The 23,822-nt window shown below is 70.5% G+C and carries 19 protein-coding genes; 9 read left to right on the top strand and 10 right to left on the bottom strand.

The window, feature by feature from the left end; translation table 11 throughout:
• Positions 1–9: 9 nt before the first annotated feature.
• Complete coding sequence (locus ACI6GS_RS02895) at positions 10–633, bottom strand: class GN sortase (protein WP_439816273.1); 624 nt, start codon at positions 631–633, stop codon at positions 10–12.
• Positions 634–713: 80 nt separating this feature from the next.
• Positions 714–2,783 (bottom strand): marine proteobacterial sortase target protein, encoded by a 2,070-nt coding sequence (locus tag ACI6GS_RS02890; RefSeq protein WP_439816272.1) that lies wholly within the window; start codon positions 2,781–2,783, stop codon positions 714–716.
• Between the two features lie 399 nt (positions 2,784–3,182).
• On the opposite strand from ACI6GS_RS02890, the gene ACI6GS_RS02885 reads away from it, so the two are divergent.
• The 3 genes from ACI6GS_RS02885 (at position 3,183) to ACI6GS_RS02875 (ending at position 7,361) form a co-directional block, all read left to right on the top strand.
• On the top strand, positions 3,183–3,971 hold the full coding sequence (locus tag ACI6GS_RS02885) for a helix-turn-helix domain-containing protein (RefSeq protein ID WP_439816271.1): 789 nt from the start codon (positions 3,183–3,185) through the stop codon (positions 3,969–3,971).
• An 87-nt stretch (positions 3,972–4,058) separates the two neighbouring features.
• Positions 4,059–4,658: a DUF2497 domain-containing protein gene (locus ACI6GS_RS02880; protein WP_439816270.1), complete on the top strand. Its 600-nt coding sequence runs from the start codon at positions 4,059–4,061 to the stop codon at positions 4,656–4,658.
• A gap of 45 nt (positions 4,659–4,703) precedes the next feature.
• Positions 4,704–7,361, top strand: coding sequence for a valine--tRNA ligase (locus ACI6GS_RS02875; protein ID WP_439816269.1), 2,658 nt, complete (start codon positions 4,704–4,706; stop codon positions 7,359–7,361).
• Between the two features lie 27 nt (positions 7,362–7,388).
• Here ACI6GS_RS02875 and ACI6GS_RS02870 read toward each other — a convergent pair whose 3' ends face one another.
• Genes ACI6GS_RS02870 through ACI6GS_RS02860 form a run of 3 tightly spaced genes read right to left on the bottom strand, consistent with a single transcriptional unit; the run spans position 7,389 to position 11,174 of the window.
• Positions 7,389–9,608 carry a glycosyltransferase gene (locus tag ACI6GS_RS02870; protein ID WP_439816268.1) on the bottom strand — a complete coding sequence of 740 codons (2,220 nt, stop codon included), beginning with the start codon at positions 9,606–9,608 and terminating at the stop codon, positions 7,389–7,391.
• The gene (locus tag ACI6GS_RS02865) at positions 9,605–10,732 is read right to left on the bottom strand and encodes a DegT/DnrJ/EryC1/StrS family aminotransferase (protein WP_439816267.1); all 1,128 of its coding nucleotides are present in this window, start codon (positions 10,730–10,732) and stop codon (positions 9,605–9,607) included. Before ACI6GS_RS02865 ends, ACI6GS_RS02870 begins: the two co-directional genes overlap by 4 nt.
• 13 nt (positions 10,733–10,745) lie before the next feature.
• Positions 10,746–11,174 (bottom strand): hypothetical protein, encoded by a 429-nt coding sequence (locus ACI6GS_RS02860; RefSeq protein ID WP_439816266.1) that lies wholly within the window; start codon positions 11,172–11,174, stop codon positions 10,746–10,748.
• Positions 11,175–11,427: 253 nt separating this feature from the next.
• Here ACI6GS_RS02860 and ACI6GS_RS02855 point away from each other — a divergent pair, with 253 nt between their 5' ends.
• From ACI6GS_RS02855 to ACI6GS_RS02845, 3 genes are read left to right on the top strand one after another with little or no spacing between them, the layout of a single operon-like run.
• Positions 11,428–13,443: an acyltransferase family protein gene (locus tag ACI6GS_RS02855; RefSeq protein WP_439816265.1), complete on the top strand. Its 2,016-nt coding sequence runs from the start codon at positions 11,428–11,430 to the stop codon at positions 13,441–13,443.
• 17 nt (positions 13,444–13,460) lie between these two features.
• A complete protein-coding gene (locus ACI6GS_RS02850; RefSeq protein WP_439816264.1) occupies positions 13,461–14,276 on the top strand; it encodes a sulfotransferase domain-containing protein in 816 nt (271 codons plus the stop codon).
• A 3-nt stretch (positions 14,277–14,279) separates the two neighbouring features.
• Positions 14,280–15,770 (top strand): lipopolysaccharide biosynthesis protein, encoded by a 1,491-nt coding sequence (locus ACI6GS_RS02845; protein ID WP_439816263.1) that lies wholly within the window; start codon positions 14,280–14,282, stop codon positions 15,768–15,770.
• On the opposite strand, the gene ACI6GS_RS02840 is transcribed toward ACI6GS_RS02845, so the two are convergent.
• The 5 genes from ACI6GS_RS02840 to ACI6GS_RS02820 form a co-directional block, all read right to left on the bottom strand.
• Positions 15,747–16,982, bottom strand: coding sequence for a glycosyltransferase (locus ACI6GS_RS02840; RefSeq protein ID WP_439816262.1), 1,236 nt, complete (start codon positions 16,980–16,982; stop codon positions 15,747–15,749). The genes ACI6GS_RS02845 and ACI6GS_RS02840 overlap by 24 nt on opposite strands.
• Before the next feature lie 4 nt (positions 16,983–16,986).
• On the bottom strand, positions 16,987–17,766 hold the full coding sequence (locus ACI6GS_RS02835; protein WP_439816261.1) for a class I SAM-dependent DNA methyltransferase: 780 nt from the start codon (positions 17,764–17,766) through the stop codon (positions 16,987–16,989).
• An 8-nt stretch (positions 17,767–17,774) separates the two neighbouring features.
• A complete protein-coding gene (locus ACI6GS_RS02830; RefSeq protein ID WP_439816260.1) occupies positions 17,775–18,758 on the bottom strand; it encodes a hypothetical protein in 984 nt (327 codons plus the stop codon).
• Between the two features lie 85 nt (positions 18,759–18,843).
• Positions 18,844–20,673, bottom strand: a complete 1,830-nt coding sequence (locus ACI6GS_RS02825) for a carbamoyltransferase family protein (protein ID WP_439816259.1) — start codon at positions 20,671–20,673, stop codon at positions 18,844–18,846.
• A 34-nt stretch (positions 20,674–20,707) separates the two neighbouring features.
• Positions 20,708–21,124, bottom strand: a complete 417-nt coding sequence (locus ACI6GS_RS02820; RefSeq protein WP_439816258.1) for an SxtJ family membrane protein — start codon at positions 21,122–21,124, stop codon at positions 20,708–20,710.
• A 112-nt stretch (positions 21,125–21,236) separates the two neighbouring features.
• On the opposite strand from ACI6GS_RS02820, the gene ACI6GS_RS02815 reads away from it, so the two are divergent.
• From ACI6GS_RS02815 to ACI6GS_RS02805, 3 genes are read left to right on the top strand one after another with little or no spacing between them, the layout of a single operon-like run.
• Positions 21,237–21,389, top strand: a complete 153-nt coding sequence (locus ACI6GS_RS02815) for a DUF5989 family protein (RefSeq protein WP_439816257.1) — start codon at positions 21,237–21,239, stop codon at positions 21,387–21,389.
• Positions 21,390–21,400: 11 nt separating this feature from the next.
• On the top strand, positions 21,401–22,360 hold the full coding sequence (locus ACI6GS_RS02810) for an SGNH/GDSL hydrolase family protein (RefSeq protein WP_439816256.1): 960 nt from the start codon (positions 21,401–21,403) through the stop codon (positions 22,358–22,360).
• Between the two features lie 44 nt (positions 22,361–22,404).
• A complete protein-coding gene (locus tag ACI6GS_RS02805) occupies positions 22,405–23,769 on the top strand; it encodes an MBOAT family O-acyltransferase (protein WP_439816255.1) in 1,365 nt (454 codons plus the stop codon).
• The last annotated feature ends 53 nt before the right edge of the window (positions 23,770–23,822 follow it).

The following is a 23,822-nucleotide window of genomic DNA, read 5'->3' as shown; positions in this document are numbered from 1 at the left end:
GCCCGCGCGTCAGGATGCCTGCTCCGCCTCGACCACGTAGCGATAGGGCCCCTGCACCAGGCTGTCGAACGGCCAGCATGTGGCGAGCACCAGGCGCGGCGGTCCGCCGCTGCCCACCAGGCCCGAGGCATCCCAGCGCACGATGCGGGTGCCCGTGACGCGGAACGTGGCCCTGCCGCCGTCGCCGCGCGTCACGTCCACCAGGTCGCCCACGGCCACATGCCTCAGGAAGGCGAAGTGGGTGTCGCGATGCGCGGCGAGGACCGCGGTCCCGGGGTCTCCAGGTTTTGCCGAGCCCTCGACCAGGGCGGGGCCGAAGGCCAGCGCCTGACCGGAGGACCCGGCCAGGACGATGGCCGATTCGCCCAGGCGGGGGACGCTGAGGCGGGCGACGGGCACCGTGTCGGCCCAGGGCCAGGGTCGGACGGGATCGCCCGTCGCCAGGCTCTCGGCAAAGGCCTGTTCCAGCAGCACCTGGGCGACGATCGCCTTCACCGGGATGTAGAGGCCCTGCGCCAGGAGGATGAGGCCAAGAAGGGCGAGGGCCGCGATGCCGATGCGCGACTTGCTCCCTCCCCCGTCGCTTGCGATGGGGGAGGGTGGGGGCGGGACGCGCGACTTCCCCCGCAGCACCCTCGCAACCGGCAGGACACCGCCCCCACCCCACCCTCCCCCATCCCTGCGGGAGGGGGGAGGGAGCCAACTGGCGCCGCTCATGAGACCCTCCGACGGCGGGCGTCGAGCACGGCCAGGCCCAGGCTGAGGGTGAGGAGGATGGCGCCCAGCAGGGTCAGCAGGGTGGAGGACGTCGCCGTCCGCGGCAGGAAGAGCTGGTCCTGCGGGGCCTGGGGGGCGGCGGCGACCTGGATCCCGCCCAGGTCGGCGCGCCGCTCCGGTACCACCTCGCGGGGCCCAAAGACCTTCTCGAAATCCCAGCCGGCGGGCAGGTTCAGCGGCACGTCGGCGCGCGTCAGGCGGGCGCCGGCCGGGCGGGACGGCGTGCGGTCGACGGCGACCAGGCTGGTCAGGCGGGTGACCAGGCCATAGTCCAGCGCCAGCTTCAGCACCTGCTGGTCGGCCTGGGCCTGGGGTACGCCGAGCAGCGCGGGCGAGACCTCGACATCGTCGATGCGCCGGCGCGCCCACAGCTTGGCCAGCCCAGCGCCTTCCGCGGCGTTGGCCAGGTTCAGGCGGGCGGCCCAGGGCTGCTGCCCGATCGTGCCGCCGATCTCCAGCGTGCCGGTCATGCGCTCCACCTTGGCCAGCAGGACCAGCGGCTCGCCGCGATAGAGGTCGGGCAGGACCTGGGGCGTGCGCTCGACAGCACCAGCATCGCTGAAGGTCGCCTGGACATTGGTGACGGCCGGCGCCTCCAGCCGCTCGAACAGGGCGGCCATGCGGCTCGCCACCTCGTCCACGCTGCCGATATGGGTGAAGGTGCCGCGGCCCAGCTCCGCCGCCTTGGTCATCAGGTAGGAATTGGGGGCCGAGCCGATGCCCACCATGAAGATGCGCGAGCGGCCGCGCCGGCTGGTGATCAGGTCGAACATCTGCTGTTCGTTGCCGATGGCGCCGTCGGTCAGGAAGATGACCTGGCGGACACGGGTGGCGTCGCCGCGGGCATCGGTCAGGGCCGCTTCCAGCGCCGGCACCATTTCCGTGCCGCCGGAGGCTTCAAGGCCGCGGACGAAGCGGCGGGCCTGCTCGACATGTTCCGCATCGGCGGGGACAGCGGCGGGGAAGACCGTTTCCATCGTGTCGTCGAAGCGCACGACGTTGAAGGTGTCGCGCGGATCGAGGCGGGCCAGCGCCAGGTCCAGGCTCTGCTTGGCCTGGTCCATGGAGGTGCCGCCCATCGAGCCCGAATTGTCGATGACGAAGATCGCCTCGCGCGGGCGGCGCTCGTCCTGCTGCTTCAGGCTGGGCGCCGTCAGCGTCGCCAGGATGTAGTCCTGGCCATCGACCGTCTCGCGGAACAGGCCGACCTGGGGCGCCTGGGCCGCGGCCGCCTGCCATTCCAGGACGAAGTCGCGGTCGGCCGGCACCGGCCCCTCCGCCAGGTCCAGGCGGCGGCCACCGTCCGGCAGGTCGGTGCTCTTGACCGGGTGATAGAGGCTGCGCACCTCGCCCAGGGGGAAGCCGGCGCGGAGCGTGACACCCACCGTCACCGGGTTGGTCCGCCCTTGCGTTACGGGATCGCGGACCGGCGGTTCGATCCGGTCGCGATCGGGCACGGGGTCGCTGACCGTGCCCCATCCGCCCCCCGTGGACACCAGGTCGACGGTCTGGACGACCGGGGGCGGGTTGTAGCGCGGTGCCACGACCATCGGCACGCGCAGCGAGAAGACGTCGCCCGTCTGCTTCACCGGCTCCTGGAACTCAAGCTGGACGACCACCGTCTCGCCCGGGCCGATATTGGCGACGGAGGAGGTGAACAGGTTGGGGCGTTCCTGCTCGATCAGGCCGGCCTTCTGGCCTGCGGCCTTGGCCTCCTGGTAGATCGCCTGGGCCTGTTGGCGTTCCTTGATCTCGCCCACGATCACGCGGTCCCCGACCACCATGCGCAGCGTATCGACCGCCGAATCGGACGGCAGGGGAAAAACATAGACCGCCTCCACCCAACCGCTGGTCGGGTTGGTGAAGGCCTGGGTCAGGCGGCCGCGCGCCGTGGGGCCGGAGACGGTCAGGTCGACATCGGTGCCAAGGCGCGGCGCCTCGACATAGGCGCCCGGCTCCGTCCCCTTGAGCAGGAGGGCGCCGCTCGTCACCTCGTCCAGGCTCACGCGGGTTTCCGCCCTGGCCACGGAAGACTGGGCGGGGGCGAGGAAGGACAAGGCGGCGGCCGCTGCGAGGATCAGGCGGCGGGATACCGCCCCGACCCCAACCCGCTCCCTTCGCTTGCGGTGGGGGAGGGTTGGGGTGGGGGCGTCGGTGCCATCGGCGGGGGATAGGGCAAGGCTGGTCATCGTGCGTGTTCCCTGGCCATCGGCTGCTCACCTTCGGCCTCAGCCTGGATTGGGTGGCGGAAACGGCTGTCCGTGTGAGCGTGATTGCCGGTCTTGATGGGGCAGAATCCGTACCGCTCTGCCTTGTGATTGCCGCATCTGTGCGGAATCGTGCGCAGGCATGCGGACCGGTCCGTGGCGTGCGGACGGTGAGGCCGGTGTGATGGGGGAAGGGACATGGCGCTGACGACCGATGCCGAGGCATCGCCGGAACAGACGCGCGAGATCGCCCGCGCGGTGCGGGAGGAGATCGCGCGGCGCCGCATCTCGCGCCAGGCGCTGGCCGATCACGCGCGGATCAGCCTTTCGACCCTGGAGAAGGCGCTTGCGGGCAAGCGGCCCTTCACGCTGGCGACCATCGTGCGGCTGGAGCAGGCGCTGGAGCGGCCCCTGCGCGGGGGCGAGGTGCTACCGCCACCGCACGCCGTCCAGCCAACACCCGTTGGCCTGGCGCCCGACTCCCTGGGCTCCTATGCCCGTCCGGCGGTGTCCTGGATCGAGGGCGACTACGTCACGCTGCGGCCGTCGTTCAGCGCGGCCGAGGCGGTCTATGCCTACCGCACCGAGATTGCCTGGGACGAGGCGTCATCCTCCCTGGTGTTCCGGGAGTCGGAGCGCCAGGACGCGGCCTTTACCCAGGCGGGGGAGGTGGCGATCCCCAACCAGTCGGGCTTCATCTACCTGGTCACGAACAAGCATGGGCAGTACCGGCTGGTCATCGCCTCCCGCCCCACGATCGCGGGCGAGATGTACGGCATCCTGACGACCCTGCAATCGGGCCGCGGGGCCCACCTGGTGCCCGTGGCGGCACCCATCGCCCTGGTGCCGGCGCATCTGGTTCCGGGTGCCCGGCTCGGACGGGTGGCGCCTGGCGATGCGCACCATGCCCTTTATCGCCATCACCTCGACCGGGTGACGACCGAAGCATTCGCGATGTTCCTGGCGCCACGCGATCGGGCGCAATAGTTGCGCGAAGCGGCTTGGGGCCTGGAAATCCTGGTGCGACCGCCTTAGGCTTGGCCCCCGAAAGCGCGATCGCGCGATGGATGCTGGATGAGCGACGCGAAAGCCCAAGCCGAACCGACGATGGAGGAGATCCTCGCCTCCATCCGGCGGATCATTTCGGAAGAAGGGGACGACCCCGACTCGACGACCGTCAAGCTGGCCAAGCCTGAGCCGGTCGACGAACCCGCGCCGCCGGCCGCGCCGCCCCCACCAGCCCCTCCGCCACCGTCCCCGCCGCGGGCGGAGGAGCCGCCGATGGACGATGTCCTGACGCTGACGGACCTGGTCGGCGACGACGGGTCGGTGACCAGCCTGGATCCCGATCCCGTCGACGACTGGCCGCCGGAGCCGGAACCGCCGCCGCCGCCCCGCTATGACCCGCCGCCGCGGCCGGCCCCCGCCTCGCGCGATCGCCTGACCTCTCCCGGCACGGCGGCGATGGCGTCGGCAGCGTTTGGCGAGATCTCGTCCCGCCTGGGCATGCCGCGTTCCGGTCGCGGCGGCGGTGGCCGCACGGTCGAGGAACTGGTGGAGGACGTGGTCCGGCCGATGCTGCAGCAATGGCTGGACGAGAACCTGCCGGAACTGGTCGAGCGTCTGGTAGCGGAAGAGATCCAGCGCCTGTCGGGCCGCGGCCCGCTCGGTTAAGTCAACGATTTGGGGCCAGCCGCGGTGCCGGCCAGGCCCCGCGGAATGGTCATGGACAAGACTTTCGACCCCCAGGCGATCGAGCCCGGCCTCTATCAGGCGTGGGAGGAGGCCGGCGCCTTCAAGGCCGGCTTCCGCGGCCCTGCCGCCAAGCCCTTCACCATCATGATCCCGCCGCCCAATGTGACGGGCAGCCTGCATATCGGCCACGCGCTCAACAACACGCTGCAGGACATCCTGATCCGGTTCGAGCGGATGCGCGGGCGCGACGCCCTGTGGCAGCCGGGCATGGATCATGCCGGCATCGCGACGCAGCTGGTGGTCGAGCGCCAGCTGAACCAGCAGCAGACCAGCCGCATCGCCCTGGGGCGCGAGGCGTTCGTCAGCCGCGTGTGGGAGTGGAAGGCGGAATCGGGCGGCACGATTGCCGGGCAGCTGCGCCGCCTGGGCGCGTCCTGCGACTGGTCGCGCGAACGCTTCACCATGGACGAGGGGTTGAGCCGTGCCGTGCTGCGCGTGTTCGTCACCCTCTACAAGCAAGGCCTGATCTATCGCGACAAGCGCCTGGTCAACTGGGACCCCGTCCTGCGCACCGCCGTCTCGGACCTTGAAGTGTTCCCCATCGAGGTCGAGGGCAGGCTGTGGCACCTGCGCTACCCGATCGAGGGGGAGGCGGATCGCTTCATCACGGTCGCGACGACGCGGCCGGAGACGATGCTGGGCGACACGGGCGTGGCCGTCCACCCGGAGGACGAGCGCTATCGCGACCTGATCGGCAAGTTCGTCGTCCTGCCCCTGGTCGGGCGGCGCATCCCCATCGTGGGCGACGAGCATGCCGACCCGGAAAAGGGCTCGGGCGCCGTCAAGATCACGCCCGCCCACGATTTCAACGACTGGGAAGTGGGCAAGCGCCACGGCCTGGACGTCATTGACGTGATGACGGACGAGGCGCGCCTGAACGACAGCGTGCCGGAGAAGTACCGCGGCCATGACCGCTATGATGCGCGCAGCATGATCGTGCGCGACATGGACGCGCTCGGCCTGCTGGAGAAGATCGAGACGATCCGCCATGCCGTGCCGCATGACGAGAAGTCGAAGACGGTCGAGCTGGAACCGCGTCTGACGGACCAGTGGTGGGTCAAGGCCGACGTCCTGGCCAGGGACGCCATCGCCGCGGTCGAGGATGGGCGCGCGACGTTCGTGCCGAAGCAGTGGGACAACACCTACTTCCAGTGGATGCGCAACATCCAGCCCTGGTGCATCTCGCGCCAGCTGTGGTGGGGACACCAGATCCCGGCCTGGTACGGGCCGGACGGCACCGTGTTCGTCGAAGAGTCGGAGGACGCGGCCCAGGCGGGCGCGACCGCGCACTATGGCAAGGCTGTCGAACTGCGCCGCGATTCGGACGTGCTCGACACCTGGTTCTCGTCCGCGCTCTGGCCGTTTTCGACCCTGGGCTGGCCGGACGAGACGCCGGAGCTTCAGCGCTACTACCCGACCGACGTCCTGGTGACGGGTTTCGACATCATCTTCTTCTGGGTCGCCCGGATGATGATGATGGGCCTGCACTTCACGGGGAAGGCCCCCTTCTCGCGCATCTACATCCACGGCCTGATCCGCGACGAGAAGGGCCAGAAGATGTCGAAGACCAAGGGGAACGTGGTCGATCCCCTGGCCTTGATCGACCAGTACGGGGCGGACGCCCTGCGCTTCACGCTGGCCGCCCATGTGGCGCAGGGGCGCGACATGCGCCTGTCCATCGCGCGGGTCGAGGGCTATCGCAATTTCGCGACCAAGCTGTGGAATGCCGCGCGCTTTGCCGAGATGAACGGTGCCGCGCGGCCCGAAGGCTGGCAGCCCAGGGGCCTGGCCCATGCCCTGAACCGCTGGATCGTGCACGAGACGCAAGGGGCCACGCGCCGCGTCACGGCTGAGCTTGAGGCGCTTCGCTTCAACGAGGCGGCGGGCGCGCTCTACCAGTTCGTCTGGGGTACGCTGTGCGACTGGTACGTCGAACTGGCCAAGCCGCTGCTGCAGGATGACGGCCCGGCCAAGGCCGAGACACAGGCGACGCTGTCCTGGGCCATCGACCAGGTGCTGGCGCTGCTGCACCCGTTCATGCCGTTCATCACCGAGAAGCTGTGGGCGGACCTGGCGGGCAGCCCGCGCGGCCTGCTGATCGCCGGCGCCTGGCCGGTGCCGGACCCGGCGCTGGACGATCCGGCGGCAGCGGAAGAGCTGGGCTGGCTGACCCAGGCGATTTCCGACATCCGCGCCGTACGGGCCGAGATGGGCGTGCCGGCGGCAGCCAAGCTGGCGCTTCAGGTGTTCGAGGCAGGGCCCGTGACGCGTAGCCGCCTGGAGGCGCATCGCGAGGCACTGCTGCGCCTGGCGCGGCTGGAGACCGTGACGCTGGGCGATGGGGCGCCGCCCAAGGGTGCCGTGCAGATCGTGGCGGGCGAGGCGCTGCTGGTCCTGCCGCTGGCCGGCGTCATCGACATCGCCAAGGAGCGCGCCCGCCTGGACAAGGACCGCGCCAAGGCGGAGTCCGAGATCGCGAAGATCGACGCAAAGCTGGGCAATGCCGACTTCGTCGCCCGCGCGCCGGAAGAGGTGATCGAGGAGCAGAAGGAGCGCCGCGCCCAGGCCGAGGAGACACGCGCCCGCCTGGCTGCGGCCCTGGAGCGTCTGGCCAACGTGTGACGGGCCGGCCCCTGGCCCGGCCAGGGGTCAGGGGTCGCGCTTCAGGCCCTGCTTCTGCAGCGCCCAGAGGCGGCGGACGAGGCGCGGGCCGACCAGGTGGTCGAGCAGGCGTCGCGTCGACATCTTGACCACGTGATAGGTCCAGGTCGCCCAGGCGGCCCCGGGCGCGCCTGCGGCGCTGGCGATGCGGCGCATTTCCGTCGTCGCGGCCAGGTAGTGGCGGTGGGACACCCCGCCCTGCCGATGCGTCGCCATCGAGCCGGGCACGTGCACGCCGTGCTGGCCCAGCCGATGCAGGCGCAGCAGGAATTCGTAGTCCATGGCAAAGCGCAGGTCGCGGCGGAACAGGCCGTACCGTTCGTACATCGTCCGGCGGACGACCACGGTCGGGTGGTGCAGGCGCGGCATCACGCGATGGATGTGCCGGGCATAGTCCGGATCGCCCAGCTGGATGAACGACGTGCCATCAACCCGCTCGACCCGCAGGTCGCCAAAGGCATAGGCCGCGTCGCTGGCGTCCAGGGCGGCCACGGCCCGGCGATAATAGTCCGGGTCGATGCGGTCGTCGGCGTTCAGGATGGCGACATAGGCGCCGCGGGCCAGGGCGATGCCCTTGTTGAAGGCGTCGCTGATGCCGGCGTCGGGCTCGGACAGCCATTGGTCGAAATCGCCCTCGCGCCGGCGCACGATGTCCAGCGTGCCGTCCTGCGACTGGCCGTCGACCAGGATGTATTCCGTCTCCGCCGCCAGGTCCTGGCCCAGGACGCTGTCGATGGTGGCGTCCAGCGTGGCATGGGCATTGCGGCAGATCGTGATGACACTGAGCCGTGGCGCCGGCCGATCGGCGCGGCGACGGGTCCGGCTGCCGCCGGCCAGTCGGGCGGGATGCGGGGAGCACCGCTGGTACTCCGCGATGGTCGGCCAGTCGCCGGACGGGGCTGTCGCGCCGGCCTGGTGCTGCTGAAGCAGGCGGGGCAGCAGCTCCAGCAGGGCGGGCTGCCGTGCGCCGGGCGGGGTCGGCTCCAGGTCCGCCAGGCGGGCGAGGTCGGCCGCGCCGCGCACCATGGTGATTCCGGGATAGCGCTCCATCTCTGCCCCGCCGGGCACGTCGAACAGATCCAGGCTGAAGACCGGCCGGCCGCCAAGGCGCGCGGCCCAGACGATCGCGGTCGAGGTGTCGCCGACCACGGCGCCGGCCGCACAGATCAGGTCTTCGGCCGCGCGGGCAGGCGGAATGACCGTGAAGCCAGGCAGGGCGGCAGCCAGGACCTGGGTCACGCGCGCCATGACGGGATCGCCAGAGCGGCCCGGATGCAGCTTCCACAGGATGGGACGTGCGCCCAGGCGGGCGCGGATCGCGTCGAGCGCGGCAGCCCACAGGTCGGCAACGCGATCGGCCTCCGTCGCCCAGGCGTCGCCGTCCAGGCGTTCGTAGTCGTAGCTGCGCGACGGCAGGGCAACGATGGCGCCCGCCTCTCCACCCGCCGGGATGGCAAGGGCGCAAACGGCCTGCCCCGCGGCGGTCGCGGGATGCTCGATCAGATGGATCGCGGCGGCGTCGTCCGTTTCCTCCAGCAGGGCCTGCCGGTCGGCCTCGCCGTAGCAGAGGAAGGCGTCGACAAGGCCAGCCGTAGTGCGGCTGACGATCCGGCCCGCCGTCTCGTGCAGGGTCGGCGCCAGGGGGCGCCCGGTCAGCAGCAGCGGCAGGACGGCATGGTCGAGGTGGTAGCGCACCGCACCGCGAACCCGGTACAGCGCCCGGGCCAGGCCCGGTGGCGCCAGCGGCAGCCGGCGGCCCAGGCTGATGATGTGGGACTCGTTGACCTCGCGCAGGACGCGTTCGACGGGGACATGGCGCTGGGCCACGCCGCTGAGATAGACGATCCGCAATGGCGCCGGACGCAGGGCGCCCGCCGCCCGGAACAGCGACTTGTTGAAATGGTACTGGAAGTTGCTCTGGACGACGGCCACCGGGCGCACCCGGGCCAGCAGCCGCGGCGCAGTGCGCGCTGCCCAGCGATGGAGCGCCCAGGATTGCCGGGGCGACGGCATCGCGACCGTCTCGCGGACGCGGCCCTGGTCGAGCAGGGCCCGGATCCCGGGATGGTCCTCTCCCCCCCGTGGGACCAGGAGCACGACGTCGAAGCGTGATCCCAACTCCCAGCAATAGAAGTATGCGCTGGCCAGGAAGAGGTGCAGCGGGTGGGCGTTGAACAGGATCGTGGGCCTGGCGGCGGGCTCCGTCATGTCAGGACGGCGTGGACGTCCGCCACGACGCGGTCGACCTGTGCGTCCGTCAGGCCGACGCCGGACGGCAGGTAGAAACCGCGCCGCGCCAGATGCTCGGCCACGGGGCAGGCTGTGTCGGCGAACAGGCCCATGCGCCGGAAGACCGGCTGTTCATGCATGGGCCAGAAGAAGGGCCGGGTGGCGATGCCGCGCTGGCCCAGGCGTGCCATGGCGGCCTCCGCGTCGTGCGTGCGCCCGCCATCGAGGACCAGCCCATAGACCCAATAGAGGTTCTCCGCCCGCGCCGTCGCAGCCAGCGGCTGCTGCACCCCGGCCAGGCCGGCCAGTCCCTGGCGGTAGCGGTGCCCGATCGCCCGCTTGCGCACGACCGTCTGGTCCAGGCGCTCCACCTGGGCCAGGCCGACTGCTGCCTGGAGGTTCGACATGCGGACGTTCCAGCCCATCGCCTCGTGCACGAAGCGGCGGCGGCTGTCGAAGCACAGGTTGCGCAGGCTGCGGCAGCGCTCGGCCAGGGCCGGATCGTCGGTCAGGACCATGCCGCCTTCGCCTGTGGTCACCAGCTTGTTGGGATAGAAGCTGAACGTGCTGATCGTGCCCAGGCCGCCGCACGGCCGGCCGTCGCAGGTCTGGCCATGGGCCTGGGCCGCGTCCTCGATCACTGCCAGGCCATGGCGCGCGGCCAGGGCCAGCAGGGCCGTCATGTCGACCGGCAGGCCATACATGTGAACCGCCATGATCGCCCGGGTACGCGGCGTTACGGCCGCCGCCGCATGACCGATGTCGAGCGTCCACTCGAGCGGATCGCAGTCGACGACGACCGGCGTGGCCCCGGCATGGAGGACGGCCAGGACACAGGATACGATCGTGAAGCTGGGCAGGATGACCTCGTCCCCCGGCCCCAGGCCAAGTGCCGCCACGGCCACGTCAAGGGCGGCCGAGCCGTTGGCGACGGCGATCCCGTGACGCCGCGCGCAGCCGGCCGCCACCGCTGCCTCGAAGCGCGCCACATAGGGCCCCTCGGACGAGATCCAGCCGCTATCGATGCAGTCGGCCAGGTAGCGGCGTTCGTTGCCGATCAGCAGCGGCGTGTTGACCGGGATCGGGGTATTGGCCTGCGTCATCGGGTCGTGGCGCTCAGGCCCATTTCACCTGGTCGGCGGCGATCCCGGCAAAGCGCTCCTTGTCATGGCTGTCGTCATAGGGGCCCTGCTTGACCTCGAACATCTCGACGGCCTCCAGCACCTCGAAGCCGTGCCCGCCGGCGGCCAGCAGGATGACGTCGCCGGCTGCCAGTTCGCGGCTGCACAGGTAGCGCTGCGTGGTGTCATAGAAGTCGACGCGCAGGCGGCCACGGCGCAGGAACAGCACCTCCTGCGTGTTGTGGACTTCGCGTGTCACCGGCTTGTGGGTATGGGGCTGGATCTGGTGGCCCTGGGGATGCGCGATATAGGCAAGCTGTTGCGACAGTTCGGGCGGCGTGAAGAACGTGACGCCCTGCTGCCGGACCTCGGCGCGCAGAATCAGGGCCAGCAGCATGTCCCCGTGGTCGATCCGTTCGATCATCCTGTCGTGTCCGTGGCGTGCGCAGGGCTGGCCCGCCGGGCCGGGTCGTACCAGGGGTGCATGGGCGTGGTCGGTTCCAGTCGGGTGCAGGGGTGACGGCGGACCCGGATCCGCTGCCGGCATTGCGTCGCGCGCGCCAATGTGCCCCATGCGACGGGCAGAGGAAAGCAGGTCAGGGTGGCTTGGGCAGGCGGCACAGGCAGGGAATCAGGATGATATGCGACAGGAATGAAATCCGCCGATCCTGGGGCCCATGACGACACCTGTTCCCGACTTTCGCCCCGATGTCGAAGGTCTGCGCGGTGTCGCCGTGGCGCTGGTCGTCGTCTACCACTTCTGGATGATGGCATTGCCCGGCGGCTATATCGCCGTTGACGTGTTCTTTGTCATTTCCGGTTTCGTCGTCACCAGGCTGCTGGCGCGCCAGCTGGCGGCGGGCCGGTTCAGCCTGTGGGATTTCTACGAATCACGGGCGCGCCGCCTGGTCCCGGCGATCAGCGTGATGTCGATCGTCGTGGCATTGGCGGGCACGCTGATCCTGCTGCCGCGCGATCTGGAGGGGCTGGGCGCCGTGGTCGCCAGCCTGAGCGTGTTCGCCTCGAACCTCTATCTGGACCGGGTCACCGAGTACTTCACCGACGTCGGCTCGTTCCTGATCCACACCTGGTCGATCTCGGTCGAGGTGCAGTTCTACCTGGTCTATCCCCTCGTCATGCTGGCGATCCGCAAGCGGCCGCTGGCCTGGCTGGTGGTGGGAACGCTTGCCTCGTTCGCGATCTCGGCCTGGTGGTCGGTGGCCTATCCGGGGGCCGCCTATTTCCAGGCGCCGTCGCGGGCCTGGGCCTTTGGACTGGGCGGCATCCTGGCCATGCTGCCGCCCGGGCCGGCCCGGGCGCGCTGGATCCAGGAGGGAGCGGGGCTTGCCGGGCTGGGCCTGATCGTCCTGGCGTCGCTGACCTATGACCACGCGGTGACCTATCCGGGCTTTGCCGCCCTGGTGCCATGCCTTGCGGCGGCACTGGTGATTTGGTCGGGCCAGGCGTCGGCGACACTTGGCCGTCGGCTGCTGAGCCTGGGGCCGGTGCGGTTCCTGGGCCGCATCTCGTATTCGCTGTACCTGTGGCACCTGCCGATCTGGTTCCTGTGGCGCTACTGGAGCCCGTGGCCGCTGGATGCGCCGACCTCGCTGGCGGTGGTGGCGGTGTGCCTGGCCGTCGCCACGCTGTCCTGGCGCCTGGTCGAGGAACCGTTCCGGCGCCGGCGGGCGCTGCCCGGGCGCCGCGCCCTTGCGCCGTCCGCTGTGGCCGTGCTGGCGGCCCAGGGCGCCCTGGGCCTTGCGCTGATGCTGTCCGGCGGCTGGCCGCAGCGCCTGCCCCCGGCCGCGCGCGAGGTCGCGGCCTTTGCCACGTCGCGCTTCGCGGGCACCCCGGAGTGCGGCAATTCCGGTGCCGACTATGACCGGCGCGCGCGGACGAACAGCTATTGCCGGCTGGGCGACACGACGCGGCCGGCCACCTGGGCGCTGTGGGGGGACAGCCACGCGATCGCTCTGGCGCCCGCCCTGTCGCAGGCCCTGGCGGAGCGGGGCCACGGCCTGCTGTTCGGGACGCTGCCGGGCTGTCCGCCGGCGCTTGACCTGGACACCACGGGCATCCGCTGGGGACTGTGCCCCAGGCACAATGCGCAGGTGCTGGCGCAGGTGCTGGCCACGCCGTCCATTCGCCATGTCGTCCTGGTGGGATACTACGCGCACTATTTCGGCGCGACGTCGTTCCAGCCACCGGACGAGGCCGACCCACGGCGCGCGGTCCGCCTGCGCGTGCCGGGCGGCCCTGTCCTGGACGATGCGGCGGGCGCCGCGGTCCTGGCTGCCGGCCTGCAGAAGGCCGTGGCGGCGCTGACGGCGGCGGGCAAGGTCGTCCATCTCTATGATCCGGTGCCGACAGGCGGCCACAACATCCCGCGCCGCGCAGCACTGGCGCTCTGGCAGCAGGGCCGGGTCGAGGCGCCGGCCATGACGCTGGAGCACTACCGGTCCTATAACCGCGCGGTCCTGGCCGTCCTGGACGGGATCACGGCGCGGCCGCCGGGGCGCCTGGTGCGGATCAGGCCGGTGGAGGCGATGTGCCGGGGGGAGACCTGTGCCACGCTGGATGGTGCCGTGCCGCTGTACCGGGACAACAACCATGTCAGCGTGCCCGGCTCGCGCTTGCCGGTCAGTCTCCTGCTGCCGTACATCGACGGGACGCCGCCGGACGGGCCGGACTGAGCGGGGCCGGGGATCGCATGCAAAGGCTGCGCAGCGCCATACGGGAACAGCTGGAGCATTGGCGGGCACGCTCTGTCCTGCCCCGCCCGGTCGATCATGCCGACCTGTTCCTGGTCGATTTCCCCCGCTCTGGCGTGACCTTCCTGTCCTACCTGCTGGCCAATGCGCTGCTGCTGCGGGCGGGGGACGAACGGCGGGCGACGTTCTTCAACGTCGAGGACTTCGTCCCCGACATCCACACCCGGACCCGACTGGGGCCGCCAGCGCTGGCGGGCCTGGGCCACCGCCTGTTGAAGAGCCACGCGACCTTCACGCCGGCTTACAAGAAGCTGATCTACCTGGTGCGGGACCCCCGCCACGTCCTGCCGTCGTACCATGTGTTCCTGACCCAGCTGGGCCAGTTCGCCGGCCCGATCGAGGCACTGGTCGAGGATCGCCGCTTCGGCATCGATGCCTGGTGCGCGCATGTCGAGGGCTGGCTGGACCGGACGCCGCCGTCGGTCGCCATGATGCTGCTGCGCTATGAGGACCTGGCCGCCGACCCGGCCGGGGAACTGGGCCATTGCCTGCGCGCCCTGGGCTGGGCGCCGGATGCGGCCCTGCTGGCGGCGGCGGCCGAGCGCTGCACCCTGGCCGCCATGCGGGCGGATGAGGCGGCCTTCAACGCGCGCCACCCCGCGACGGGCGGCTTGGCCTTTGTCCGGCCGGCCACGGCCGGGCCGGCGCCGGACGGTGCGACGACGGCGCGCGTGACGCTGCCGCCTGCCGTTGCCCGGCAGGTCGTCGCGCGCGCCGGGCCGCTGCTGCGGCGCCTGGGCTATTCCACGGATTGAGGGATGGCCGAACCGCCCCGCGTGGGCCGCCAGCTTGTCTTCGGGATCCTGGTCCAGGCGCTGTTCTATGCGCGGGGCCTGATCGTCATGCCGATCATCATCAAGCTGGCGGGCGAGGCGGTCTATGGTGCCTATGTCCTGCTGGGGGCGATGCTGACCCTGCTGCTTGGGATCTCGGGCTTCGGCACGCGCTACGGCTATTGGCGCAACCTGCCGGCGGCCCATGGCATGGCCGAGCGGTCCGCGCTGATGATGCCGCAATTGTGGTTCCAGGCGGGCACCATCACCCTGTTCTGCGGCGCGCTGATCGCGGTCATGCCAGCCCTGGGCGCGGCCCTGCTGGGCCCGGGGCTTGCCGTGTCGCCGGCCTGGATCGCGGCATGGCTGGTGGCGCTGTTCCTGCTGGCCCAGGGCACCGACTATTTCCGCTACACGCTCCGCCTGGGCGTGTTCAACGCGGCGACGCTGGGCCACGTGGTGCTCTATACCGCCGCGGTTGCCGGTGCCGCGATCCTTGGCGTGCCCCTGTCGCTGGACCTTGTGGTGGCGTTGCAGGTGGTGGCGCTGCTGCTGGTCGCCGTGCCCGTGCTTGGCGCCGCGCTGCGCGAGACGGGATTGTCCCGCCCGCGACAGAGGATCGGCGACTTCGTGCGCCAGGCGCGGACGGGCTTTCCCCTGGTCCTGGAATTCGTGGCCGATCTGGTCCTGGCCGCAGGCGACCGTTACCTGATCGCGCTGTTCCTGTCGGTTGCCGCCGTGGGCCAGTACCAGCCCGCGTACCAGCTGGCGATCCTGCTGTGCTTCCTGCCCAAGTATTTCGGCATCGTGCTGCCGCCTGCCCTGTCGCGGCTGGTCGATGCCGGCGACCAGGCCGGGGCATCGCGCCTGTTCGACCGGTTCATGCACCTGTTCCTGATCGTGGCGATCCCATTCGTCGCCGGCTGCACGATGGTCGGCCCCAGCCTGGTCGCGCTGCTGGCCACGCCCGCCGCGGCGGAGGCCAGCCGCCTGGTCATGCCGCTGGTCTCCCTGGCGGCCGTTCCCTATGGCATCATGATCCTGGTCAGCTATGCCGCCTTCGTCCTGGGGCGGACACGGCAGGTTCTGGAGGCGAACCTGATCGCGATCGGGGTCAGCCTGGGCCTGTGCGCGCTGCTGCTGCCGCACTATCCGGGCCTGGTCGTGCCGGCGGCGACGACCCTGGTGGGCTATGCCCTGGCCGGGGCCTATGCGGTCCGCTTCGCCCGGGCGCACTGGCCGGTGCACTGGCGATACGGCCTGGTGGCCCGCGCGCTGGCCGCGGCGGGGATCATGGCACTGGGCCTGGCGCTGCTGGGCTTTCCGGTCGCCGCCCCGGCGACGCTGCCGGCCGGAATCGTCCTGCTGGCCGTGCCCCTGGCGGCGGGCCTCTATTTCGCCGTGCTGGCGCTGCTGGGCGGCCTGGACCGCAGCCTGTTCCTGGACCTGATGTCAGGAGGCGCGCGCGGGCCATAGGCGCCGCTTCCAGGCAAAGTCGTCGAAGACCTGCTGGAACTCGCGGGCATAGGCGTCCCCGTCAAGGCCAGCCGCCAGCTCCCGCCCGGCCTGGCGCAACTGCGTGGCGCAGGCCGGGTCCGTCACGATCCTGTGCATGTGTTCGGCCAGCGACGCCGGATCGGCCAGGTCGCAATAGAGGGCGGCCGGCCCCATCTGCGCCCGGAAGGACGCCGTGTCGGCATAGATGACGGGGCAGCCCAGCAGGGCAGCCTCCAGCGGAGGCAGGTTGGTCGGCCCGAAATAGGTCGGCATGACCAGCATCGTCGCGCATTCATAGAGCGCCGGCATGGCCTCGTCCGCGACAAAGCCCAGGATGTGCACCCGATCGGCGATGCCCAGGGCACGGGCGCGATCCTCGACATGCGCAAAGCCCGCTGCCGCGCCGCCGCTGAGGACGATGTCCAGGCGCACGCCGTGCCGTCGTTCCAGCAGGGCCACCGCCTCCAGCAGATAGACGTGGTTCTTGTGTGGCCAGGGATTGGCTGGATAGAAGGCGAATGCGTCCGGCAGGCCGTACCGCGCGCGGACCTGTGCCGCGGTCACGCTGCCCTGGCCCGCGGCGTGCCGGCGCGTCGCCAGCGCCGGCAGGAAGGGCACGACGCGGATGCGGCCGGGATCGACGGCGTAGGTGGCGGCGATCTGCGCCGCGCCGCCGGGGGCGTTGGCGATGACGGCGATGGCCTTGGGCAGGATCGCGTTCAGCACCTGCTCGCGCCGTTCGAACTCGCGGCTGCCTGCGACTTCCGGGAATTCCGGGTGGTCGCGGTGGCACAGGTCCCAGACGGTCACGACGAAGGGATGCTCGGCCAGGCGCAGCGCGGTCGTCGACGCCAGGTTGAACACGGCCAGGTCGACGCCCAGCGCCGCCAGCCGGCGGTCCAGCCCGCGCCCCAGTCCGCGCAGGCCCAGGCGGCGCAGGCCGGCCAGGACCCGCTCGGCCTGTGGCAGCAGGGCTGGCAGCACCTCCAGCAACCGCGCCACGGGACCGTCGGGATAGAGATGGGTCGCGATGCCGTGCCGCGCGAAGGCCTGGGCGATGTCGCCGCGCGGCGCCAGGACCATCACCTCGTGCCCTTTCAGTCCCTCCGCCAGGGCGACTACGGTCGACAGCGTCTGCTGGAAGCCGCCGCCGGCGGTTGCCGGCTGCTCGACGAAGATCGCGACGCGCATGGCCTCAGCGTGCCTGGGCCAGCAGGCAGACGCTGAAGCTGGCGCGGTCCGGGACGTTGCCCGTCAGCCACTCCACGCAGCGCAGCACGCGGAAGCCGGCGTCGTCCAGCAGGGGGGCCAGCCGTGCGGGATAGAGGTAGCGCAGGCGGTGCACCTCGCTGCTGGTGGTCTCAAGCCCGGAGTTCTTGTCGCGGATCGTCAGGTGGTAGTGCACGTCGACGCGGTCCTGCGCCGGCTGCCAGACTGGCCGCGTCTGGCGCCGGATGTGGATGTCCTCGTCCTCCACCACCTTGTCGCGGTCCTGCGGCCCATCCTGGTCGATTGCGGGGCCGTGCCAGAAGTCGAAGGCGAAGGGCGCCCCGGCCCGCAGGTGCCGCCGTACCCCGCGAAAGCCATCGCGCAGGTCGTCGTCCGAGGTGAGGTAGCTGAAGACATGGAACAGCGACAGGGCGGCATCGAAGCGGACGCCCAGGTCGACGCTGCGGATATCGCCCTGGGCCAGCTTGATGCGGCCGCCGCCGGCGCAAGGTGCCGCGGCCACGCGCGCCCGGCCTTCGGCGATCATCCCCAGCGACTGGTCGATCCCAGTGACGTCGTGGCCGGCCTGGGCCAGGTGAAGGGCATGGCGCGCGGTGCCGCAGCCGATGTCCAGGACATGCCGCATGGTGGCGCCAGCCGGGACGGCCGATCGCAGCAGGTCGAGGGCGAAGGCGGCGTCGGCGGCATAGGCCTTGTCCGCATAGAGCCGGTCATAGATCCGCGCGTAGTCCCCGCCAAATGCCATGGGCCGCCTCAGCCCCGCGACTGGGAAAAGAAGTCGTCGGGGAGTTGCCGCAGGATCTCTTCCGCCAGGAGGTCGGCGCCGGCCGCGCTGAAATGGCTGCCGCTGTCGATGAGGTAGCGCATGCCATCCGCGTCGAACAGGGCCGAGAGATCGATCACGCCCGGGATTGCGTCCGCAGCCAGGCGTGCACGGATCGCGCGGATCAGGGTGTCCAGCGACTGCGCGACCGCTGGCGGCACCTTGGTTCGCAGGGCCGCCACGTCCGCGTCGGTGCCGAAGACGGTGGGCGGGACCACGACGACGAAGTGGGGAGTGCGCGTCCGGCCATAGGCCAGTGCCGAGCGCAGCTCGTAGAGCGAGCGCTCGACCAGGGCGGCCTGGACCTCGGGATCGCGGCACGGCGTGTCGGAAGGCGGGGACAGGCGGCGCAGCAATCGGGCCGGCACGGTGACCAGGGCGGGCTGGTGCTCGCCAGCCCGCTCGGCCACCGGCTCCGCCCCGCCGAAGCTTGGCCAGCAGGCCAGGAAGACGTCGATATAGCCGAACACCAGGATGCCGAAGTCAGGCGCGTCGAGCGCCGCCTCGACCCGCGCCCAGTTCGCCATGCTCTCGGGCGTGGTGCGCGCCGGGCCCGCCAGGCTTGCCACGGTGACGTCCGTACGCCGGCGTTCCAGGGCCGCGGCCAGGGTCGCATCGTCTGCGACATGGAAGCCGAAGGTGGGGGAGGAGCCCAGCAGCACGCCATGCGGGCCGTTGCGCGGCGGATTGCCGGTGGCCCGGCGACCCAGCGCATCAACATTGAGGCCAGGTGCCGCGATCGGCTCCACCAGCTTGCCCAGGCCCGGCACTTCGCGGAAGCGGTAGTCGTCCCACCCGGCGGGCCGGTCGGCGCGGGCACGATCCGGGCCCTGAAGCGCTTCGAGGGCAGGCAGGACCACGGCCCGCGCGGCGGGATAGCCCAGGTCGACGAAGCCATCGAGCAGCATCAGCACGACGAGCGCCTGCGCCGCCAGCAGGGTGAAGCGGCGCAGCGCCCCATGGCGCGGCGGCTGTGGGGGCGCGGCCTGCCCGTCCAGGTCAGTCAGGGGGAATCTCCTGCGCGTAGTCGTGCAAAAGGGCGGGATCCTGCCGGTCCTTCGCTAGCACGCAATTGCCGACGACCAGCAGGTCCAGCCCGGTGCCCATGAAGCAGCGAAAGGCATCGTCGGGCGTCTGCACGATGGGCTCGCCGCGCACGTTGAAGCTGGTATTGGCCAGGACGGGGCAGCCCGTCTGCTCCCTGAACGCGGACAGCAGGGCGTGGAAGCGGGGATTGGCGTCCTGGCTCACCGTCTGGACCCGCGCGGAATGGTCGACATGCGTGACTGCTGGAATGGTCGAGCGGGGCAGTGCCAGGCCGTTCGCCAGGTCTGCCGGGGCGTCGCCGCCGGCCACGCGGCGGGCCTGGGCCACCGGTGCCGTGACCAGCATGAAGGGCGATTCGCAGGCCAGGTCGAACCAGCCTTGCGCCTCCTCCACCAGGACGGCCGGGGCGAAGGGGCGGAAGCTTTCGCGGAACTTGATCTTCAGGTTCAGCCGGCGCTGCATCGTGGGATCGCGCGGATCGGCCAGGATGGAGCGGTTGCCAAGGGCGCGCGGCCCGAACTCGCCGCGCCCCTGGAACCAGCCGACCGCCTGGCCCTGGGCCAGCGCCTGCGCCGTGTCGCGCATCAGGTCGTCGTCCCCCAGGACCCGGTAGCGTGCCCCCGCGGCATCCAGCGCCGCCGCGACCTCGGCCTGCGAGTATTCGGGGCCCAAGGCTGCGTGCGTCATCGCCTGGCCCGCGGGATCCGCGCGCGCGCCGCCAAGCGCCAAGTGCCAATAGGCAAGGGCGGCACCCAAGGCACCGCCCGCATCGCCTGCGGCGGGCTGGATCCAGATGTTGTCGAACACCCCGTCCCGCACAAGCCGGCCATTGGCGACGCAATTGAGTGCGACCCCACCGGCCAGGCACAGGTTCCGTTGCCCCGTTCGGCGGGCAAGGTCCCGCGCCATGCGCGTCACCGCCAGTTCGGTAACCTGCTGGATCGAGGCGGCCATGTCGGCATGGACCTGGGCGAAGGGGCTTTCGGGCACGCGGCGGGCCTGGCCGAACAGCGCGTCGAACCGCGCATTCGTCATCGTGAGGCCGGTGCAGTAGTTGAAATACGACTGGTCCAGGCGGAAGGACCCATCCTCCCGCAGGTCGATCAGGTGATCGAGGATGGTCTGGGCGAAGCGCGGGCGGCCATAGGGGGCCAGGCCCATCAGCTTGTACTCGCCCGAATTCACCTTGAACCCGGCATGGTAGGTGAAGGCCGCATAGAGCAGACCCAGCGAGTGCGGGAAGCGCAGTTCCCGGTCGATGCGCAGGTCGCCGCCCGACCCCATGCCGGCCGAGGTGGTCGCCCATTCGCCCACCCCGTCCATCGTCAGCACGGCCGCCTGCGCGAAGGGGGAGGGATAGAAGGCCGACGCCGCGTGGCTGAGGTGATGGTTGCTGAAGCGCAGCCGGGCCGGGTCGCCCAGGTCGGCCTCGATCCGGCCGAGCGCCTTGGCCAACAGGTCGCGCTGGAACAGCTTTTCCCGCCCCCAGACCGGCATTGCCTCGCGAAACGAGCGAAAGCCGCGCGGCGCGAAGCTGAGATAGGTGTCGAGCAGGCGCTCGAACTTCAGGAACGGCTTCTCGTAGAAGACGACGTGGTCGACGCTGGCGCCACGCTGCCGCGCCTCCCCCAGCAGGTAGCGGATGGCGTGTTCCGGAAAGCGCGCATCCTGCTTCACCCGGGTGAAGCGCTCCTCCTGCGCCGCCGCGATCACCCGGCCGTCGATCACCAGTGCCGCCGCGCTGTCGTGGTACAGCGCCGAGATGCCCAGAATGCCGGTCATCGCGCCCCGCCCGTTCCGCCCGCCCGCCCGCGGCTCAGTACGGCTTCTCGAAGTCGGGCCGGTGGCCTGCGGGATCGCAGTCCAGCCAGTAGGACGTGCCGGCGGGCCGGCGTTTCAGCCGCAGGCGGTCGCCCCCGCTGGCCCGCGACAGCATCGCCAGCGGCGTCAGCACCGTGAAAAAAAGGGTACCGAGAATAATTAGACTCGTCACTTTGTGAAGTGCAGCGCCGAAGCGCAGCCACATGGCAGTGGCCGGCGCCAGCCAGGCCGGACGGACCCAGCCGATGGCCAGCAGGCCCACGCCCAGGGCAATCACCCATAGACGTGGAGGGCCATTGTAAATCAACGGATACGTGCCGATCAGTCCGCAGATGACGGCCATCACGACCCCGAAGGCACGCGGCGACGCCGGCGGCGGCGGCGGGGCCAATGTCTTGTCATCCCGGACCATCCCCGGCCTCTAACACACTTGACGCGTACCCGGAAGAAGCGGAGTCTCAACCGACTACGCCTGTCGATATCTGGGGGGCGCGCCAGTCGGCCGGCTGGCGTGGGGAGCACGCATGTCATTCTTCAGGGATCTGTTCGGCTTTCTGTTCGCGAAGCGCTCGCGGTTGATCTTCATCCCCTTCCTGCTGCTGTTCCTGCTGTTCATCGGCCTGCTGGTCGTGTCGCAGGGGACGGCCTGGGCGCCGCTTGTCTACGCCGTATTCTGATCGCGACCACCGTGAAGAGGTCTCATCCCGTCCGCAGGGCGGCTGAAACGGTCGGTCTGCTCCTGGCCGGCGTTGTGCTGGCCGTGCTTGCGGGCGAGGCGCTGGTGCGGCTGGCGACGATGAACCAGGGCAACTACGTGGTCGAGATGTGGCGCTACGCCACGCTGCTCAAGCGGCCGAGCGACGATCCGGCGATCGGCCACGAGCACGTTCCCGGCAGCCACGCGCAACTGCAGAACGTCGAGGTGGCGATCAACAGCCTGGGCCTGCGCGGACCCGAGCCAAAGACGGACGCACGGCGGCGGATCGCGATCATCGGCGATTCGCTGGCGCTGGGCTGGGGCGTTCCCGACGCAGAATCGCTGCGTGGCCAGCTTCAGGCCGCCCTTCCGGCGGATGTCGACGTCATCAATGACGGCGTCGGCAACATGAACCTGTCCCAGATCGCGGCCCACTGGGCGCGCACCAATGCCCGCCTGCCGGTCGACACGGTGATCCTGGTCGGCTCGATCCGGGCCCCCGTGATCCAGCCGGAGCCGACACGCAATCCGATCCTGCGCAACAGCGCGCTGAGCGCCGTCCTGGTCACCTACTTGTCGACGCTGACCAGCGGCGCCACCGGGCGCGAGGACATGGTCGCCAGGGTGCGCACGGAATGGACGTCCGGCCCCGGAGCTGCCGCCATGCACGAGGCCTTTGCCCAGATCGCGGCCCAGGCCCAGGCGCATGGCCAGAAGGTGATCCTGGCCTCCGTGCCGGAGATGCACGACCTGGACGACTATGCGTTCGGCTTTGCCACCGAGATCCAGCGCGCGGAGGCGGCGACCTTTGGCTGGTCGTTCATCGACCTGCGACCCGCCCTGCTGGGCAAGCCGGCCACGGCCTATTGGGTGACCGAGCAGGACCTGCACCTGAATGCGGACGCAACGGCGCGGATCGCGCGCGCGCTGCTGCCGCTGGTCGGCTCCTGAACTCCTGGGCTTGGCGCCTGCCGGGCGCCGCCGCGGCCTGAGCCATGCTTTTCCAGCTTCCCAGCTTCCTGATCTTCTTCGTGGTCTTTGCCGCGGGCCTGCTGGTCATGCCGCGCGCCCTGCGCCTGAACTATGTCCTGCTGGCCAGCCTGTTCTTCTATGCGTGGTGGTATCCGCCCTTCCTGGCGGTGCTGCTGGGCCTGATCCTGCTGGGCTGGGCGGGCAGCCACCTGGTGGCGCGCGACCGCGGCTGGCTGGCCCTGTGCGTGGTGGCGGGCCTGACGCCGCTGCTCGTCTTCAAGTACACGGACTTCATCCTGGCGACCCTGGGCGACCTGACCGGATTGCCGCTGGCGCACCTGGGCTGGCCCCTGCCGCTCGGCATCTCGTTCGTCACCTTCTCGATCGTCTCGATGCTGATCGACGTGGCCAAGCGCCGCGACGTGAAGGCGGCAAGCCTGCGCGACACCGCGCTGTTCGTGTCGTTCTTTCCCCACCTGATCGCCGGCCCGATCCTGCGTCCCGCCCAGCTGTTCCCCCAGTTGCCGAACATCCGCTTCGACTGGGCGGCCTTTGCCCCGCACCTGGCGCTGTTCACCGTGGGCATGCTGAAGAAGGTGATGATCGCCGATCCGATCGCCCCCTTTGTCGACCGCGCGTTCAGCGCCGCCGACACGACCAGCGGATGGGAGGCGGCGGTCGCGACACTGGGCTTCGTGACCCAGATCTATTGCGATTTCAGCGCCTATTCCGACATGGCGATCGCGCTGGCCGGCATGCTGGGCGTGGCCCTGCCGGAGAATTTCCGCTCGCCCTATCGCGCGACCTCGATCACCGAGGTCTGGCAGCGCTGGCACATGACGCTGAGCCTGTGGCTGCGCGACTATCTGTTCCGTCCGCTGCATGCGCGGCTGCAGCATGTGGCGCGCTATCTGTCCATCGTCCTGACCATGGTCCTGTCGGGCCTGTGGCATGGCGCGGCCTGGACCTTCGTCATCTGGGGCCTGGTGCTGGGCTGCATCATGGCGCTGGAGGGCATGACCGGCTATTCGCGGACGGCGCGCATGGCCAAGGGGCCGGCACGCTGGGGCTTCATCGCGCTGGCGCTGGTGGTGTGGACCTTCACCGTGGTGCTGTTCCGGGCGCCCGACCTTGGCGCCGCGATCGACATCTATGCCGGCATGCTGGGCCTGCGCGGCTGGGGCGACTGGCCTGCCGGCGCCACGCAGGTCGTGGTGCTGACGGCGGTCGTGCTGCTCTTCCACCACCTGGACCAGGTGCCGCGCATCCTGGCAGCCGCGGCGCGGGTGCCCGCCGCACTGGCGGTGCCCGTCCTGCTGGCGATCACGATCGCCTGCGCCCTGATCGCGGCGGGGCGGCCGGAAAGCTTCTACTATTTCGACTTCTAGGCGGCCGGGTGCGATAGTCCACGAAACGCGCGTGAACAATGTTCACGGATGCA

Origin of the sequence: Zavarzinia sp. CC-PAN008 (assembly GCF_051903925.1) — a bacterium.
In the GTDB taxonomy this organism is placed as follows: Bacteria; Pseudomonadota; Alphaproteobacteria; order Zavarziniales; family Zavarziniaceae.
The sequence above is the reverse complement of the archived record's forward strand: the minus strand, read 5'-3'. Positions and strand labels throughout refer to the sequence as shown.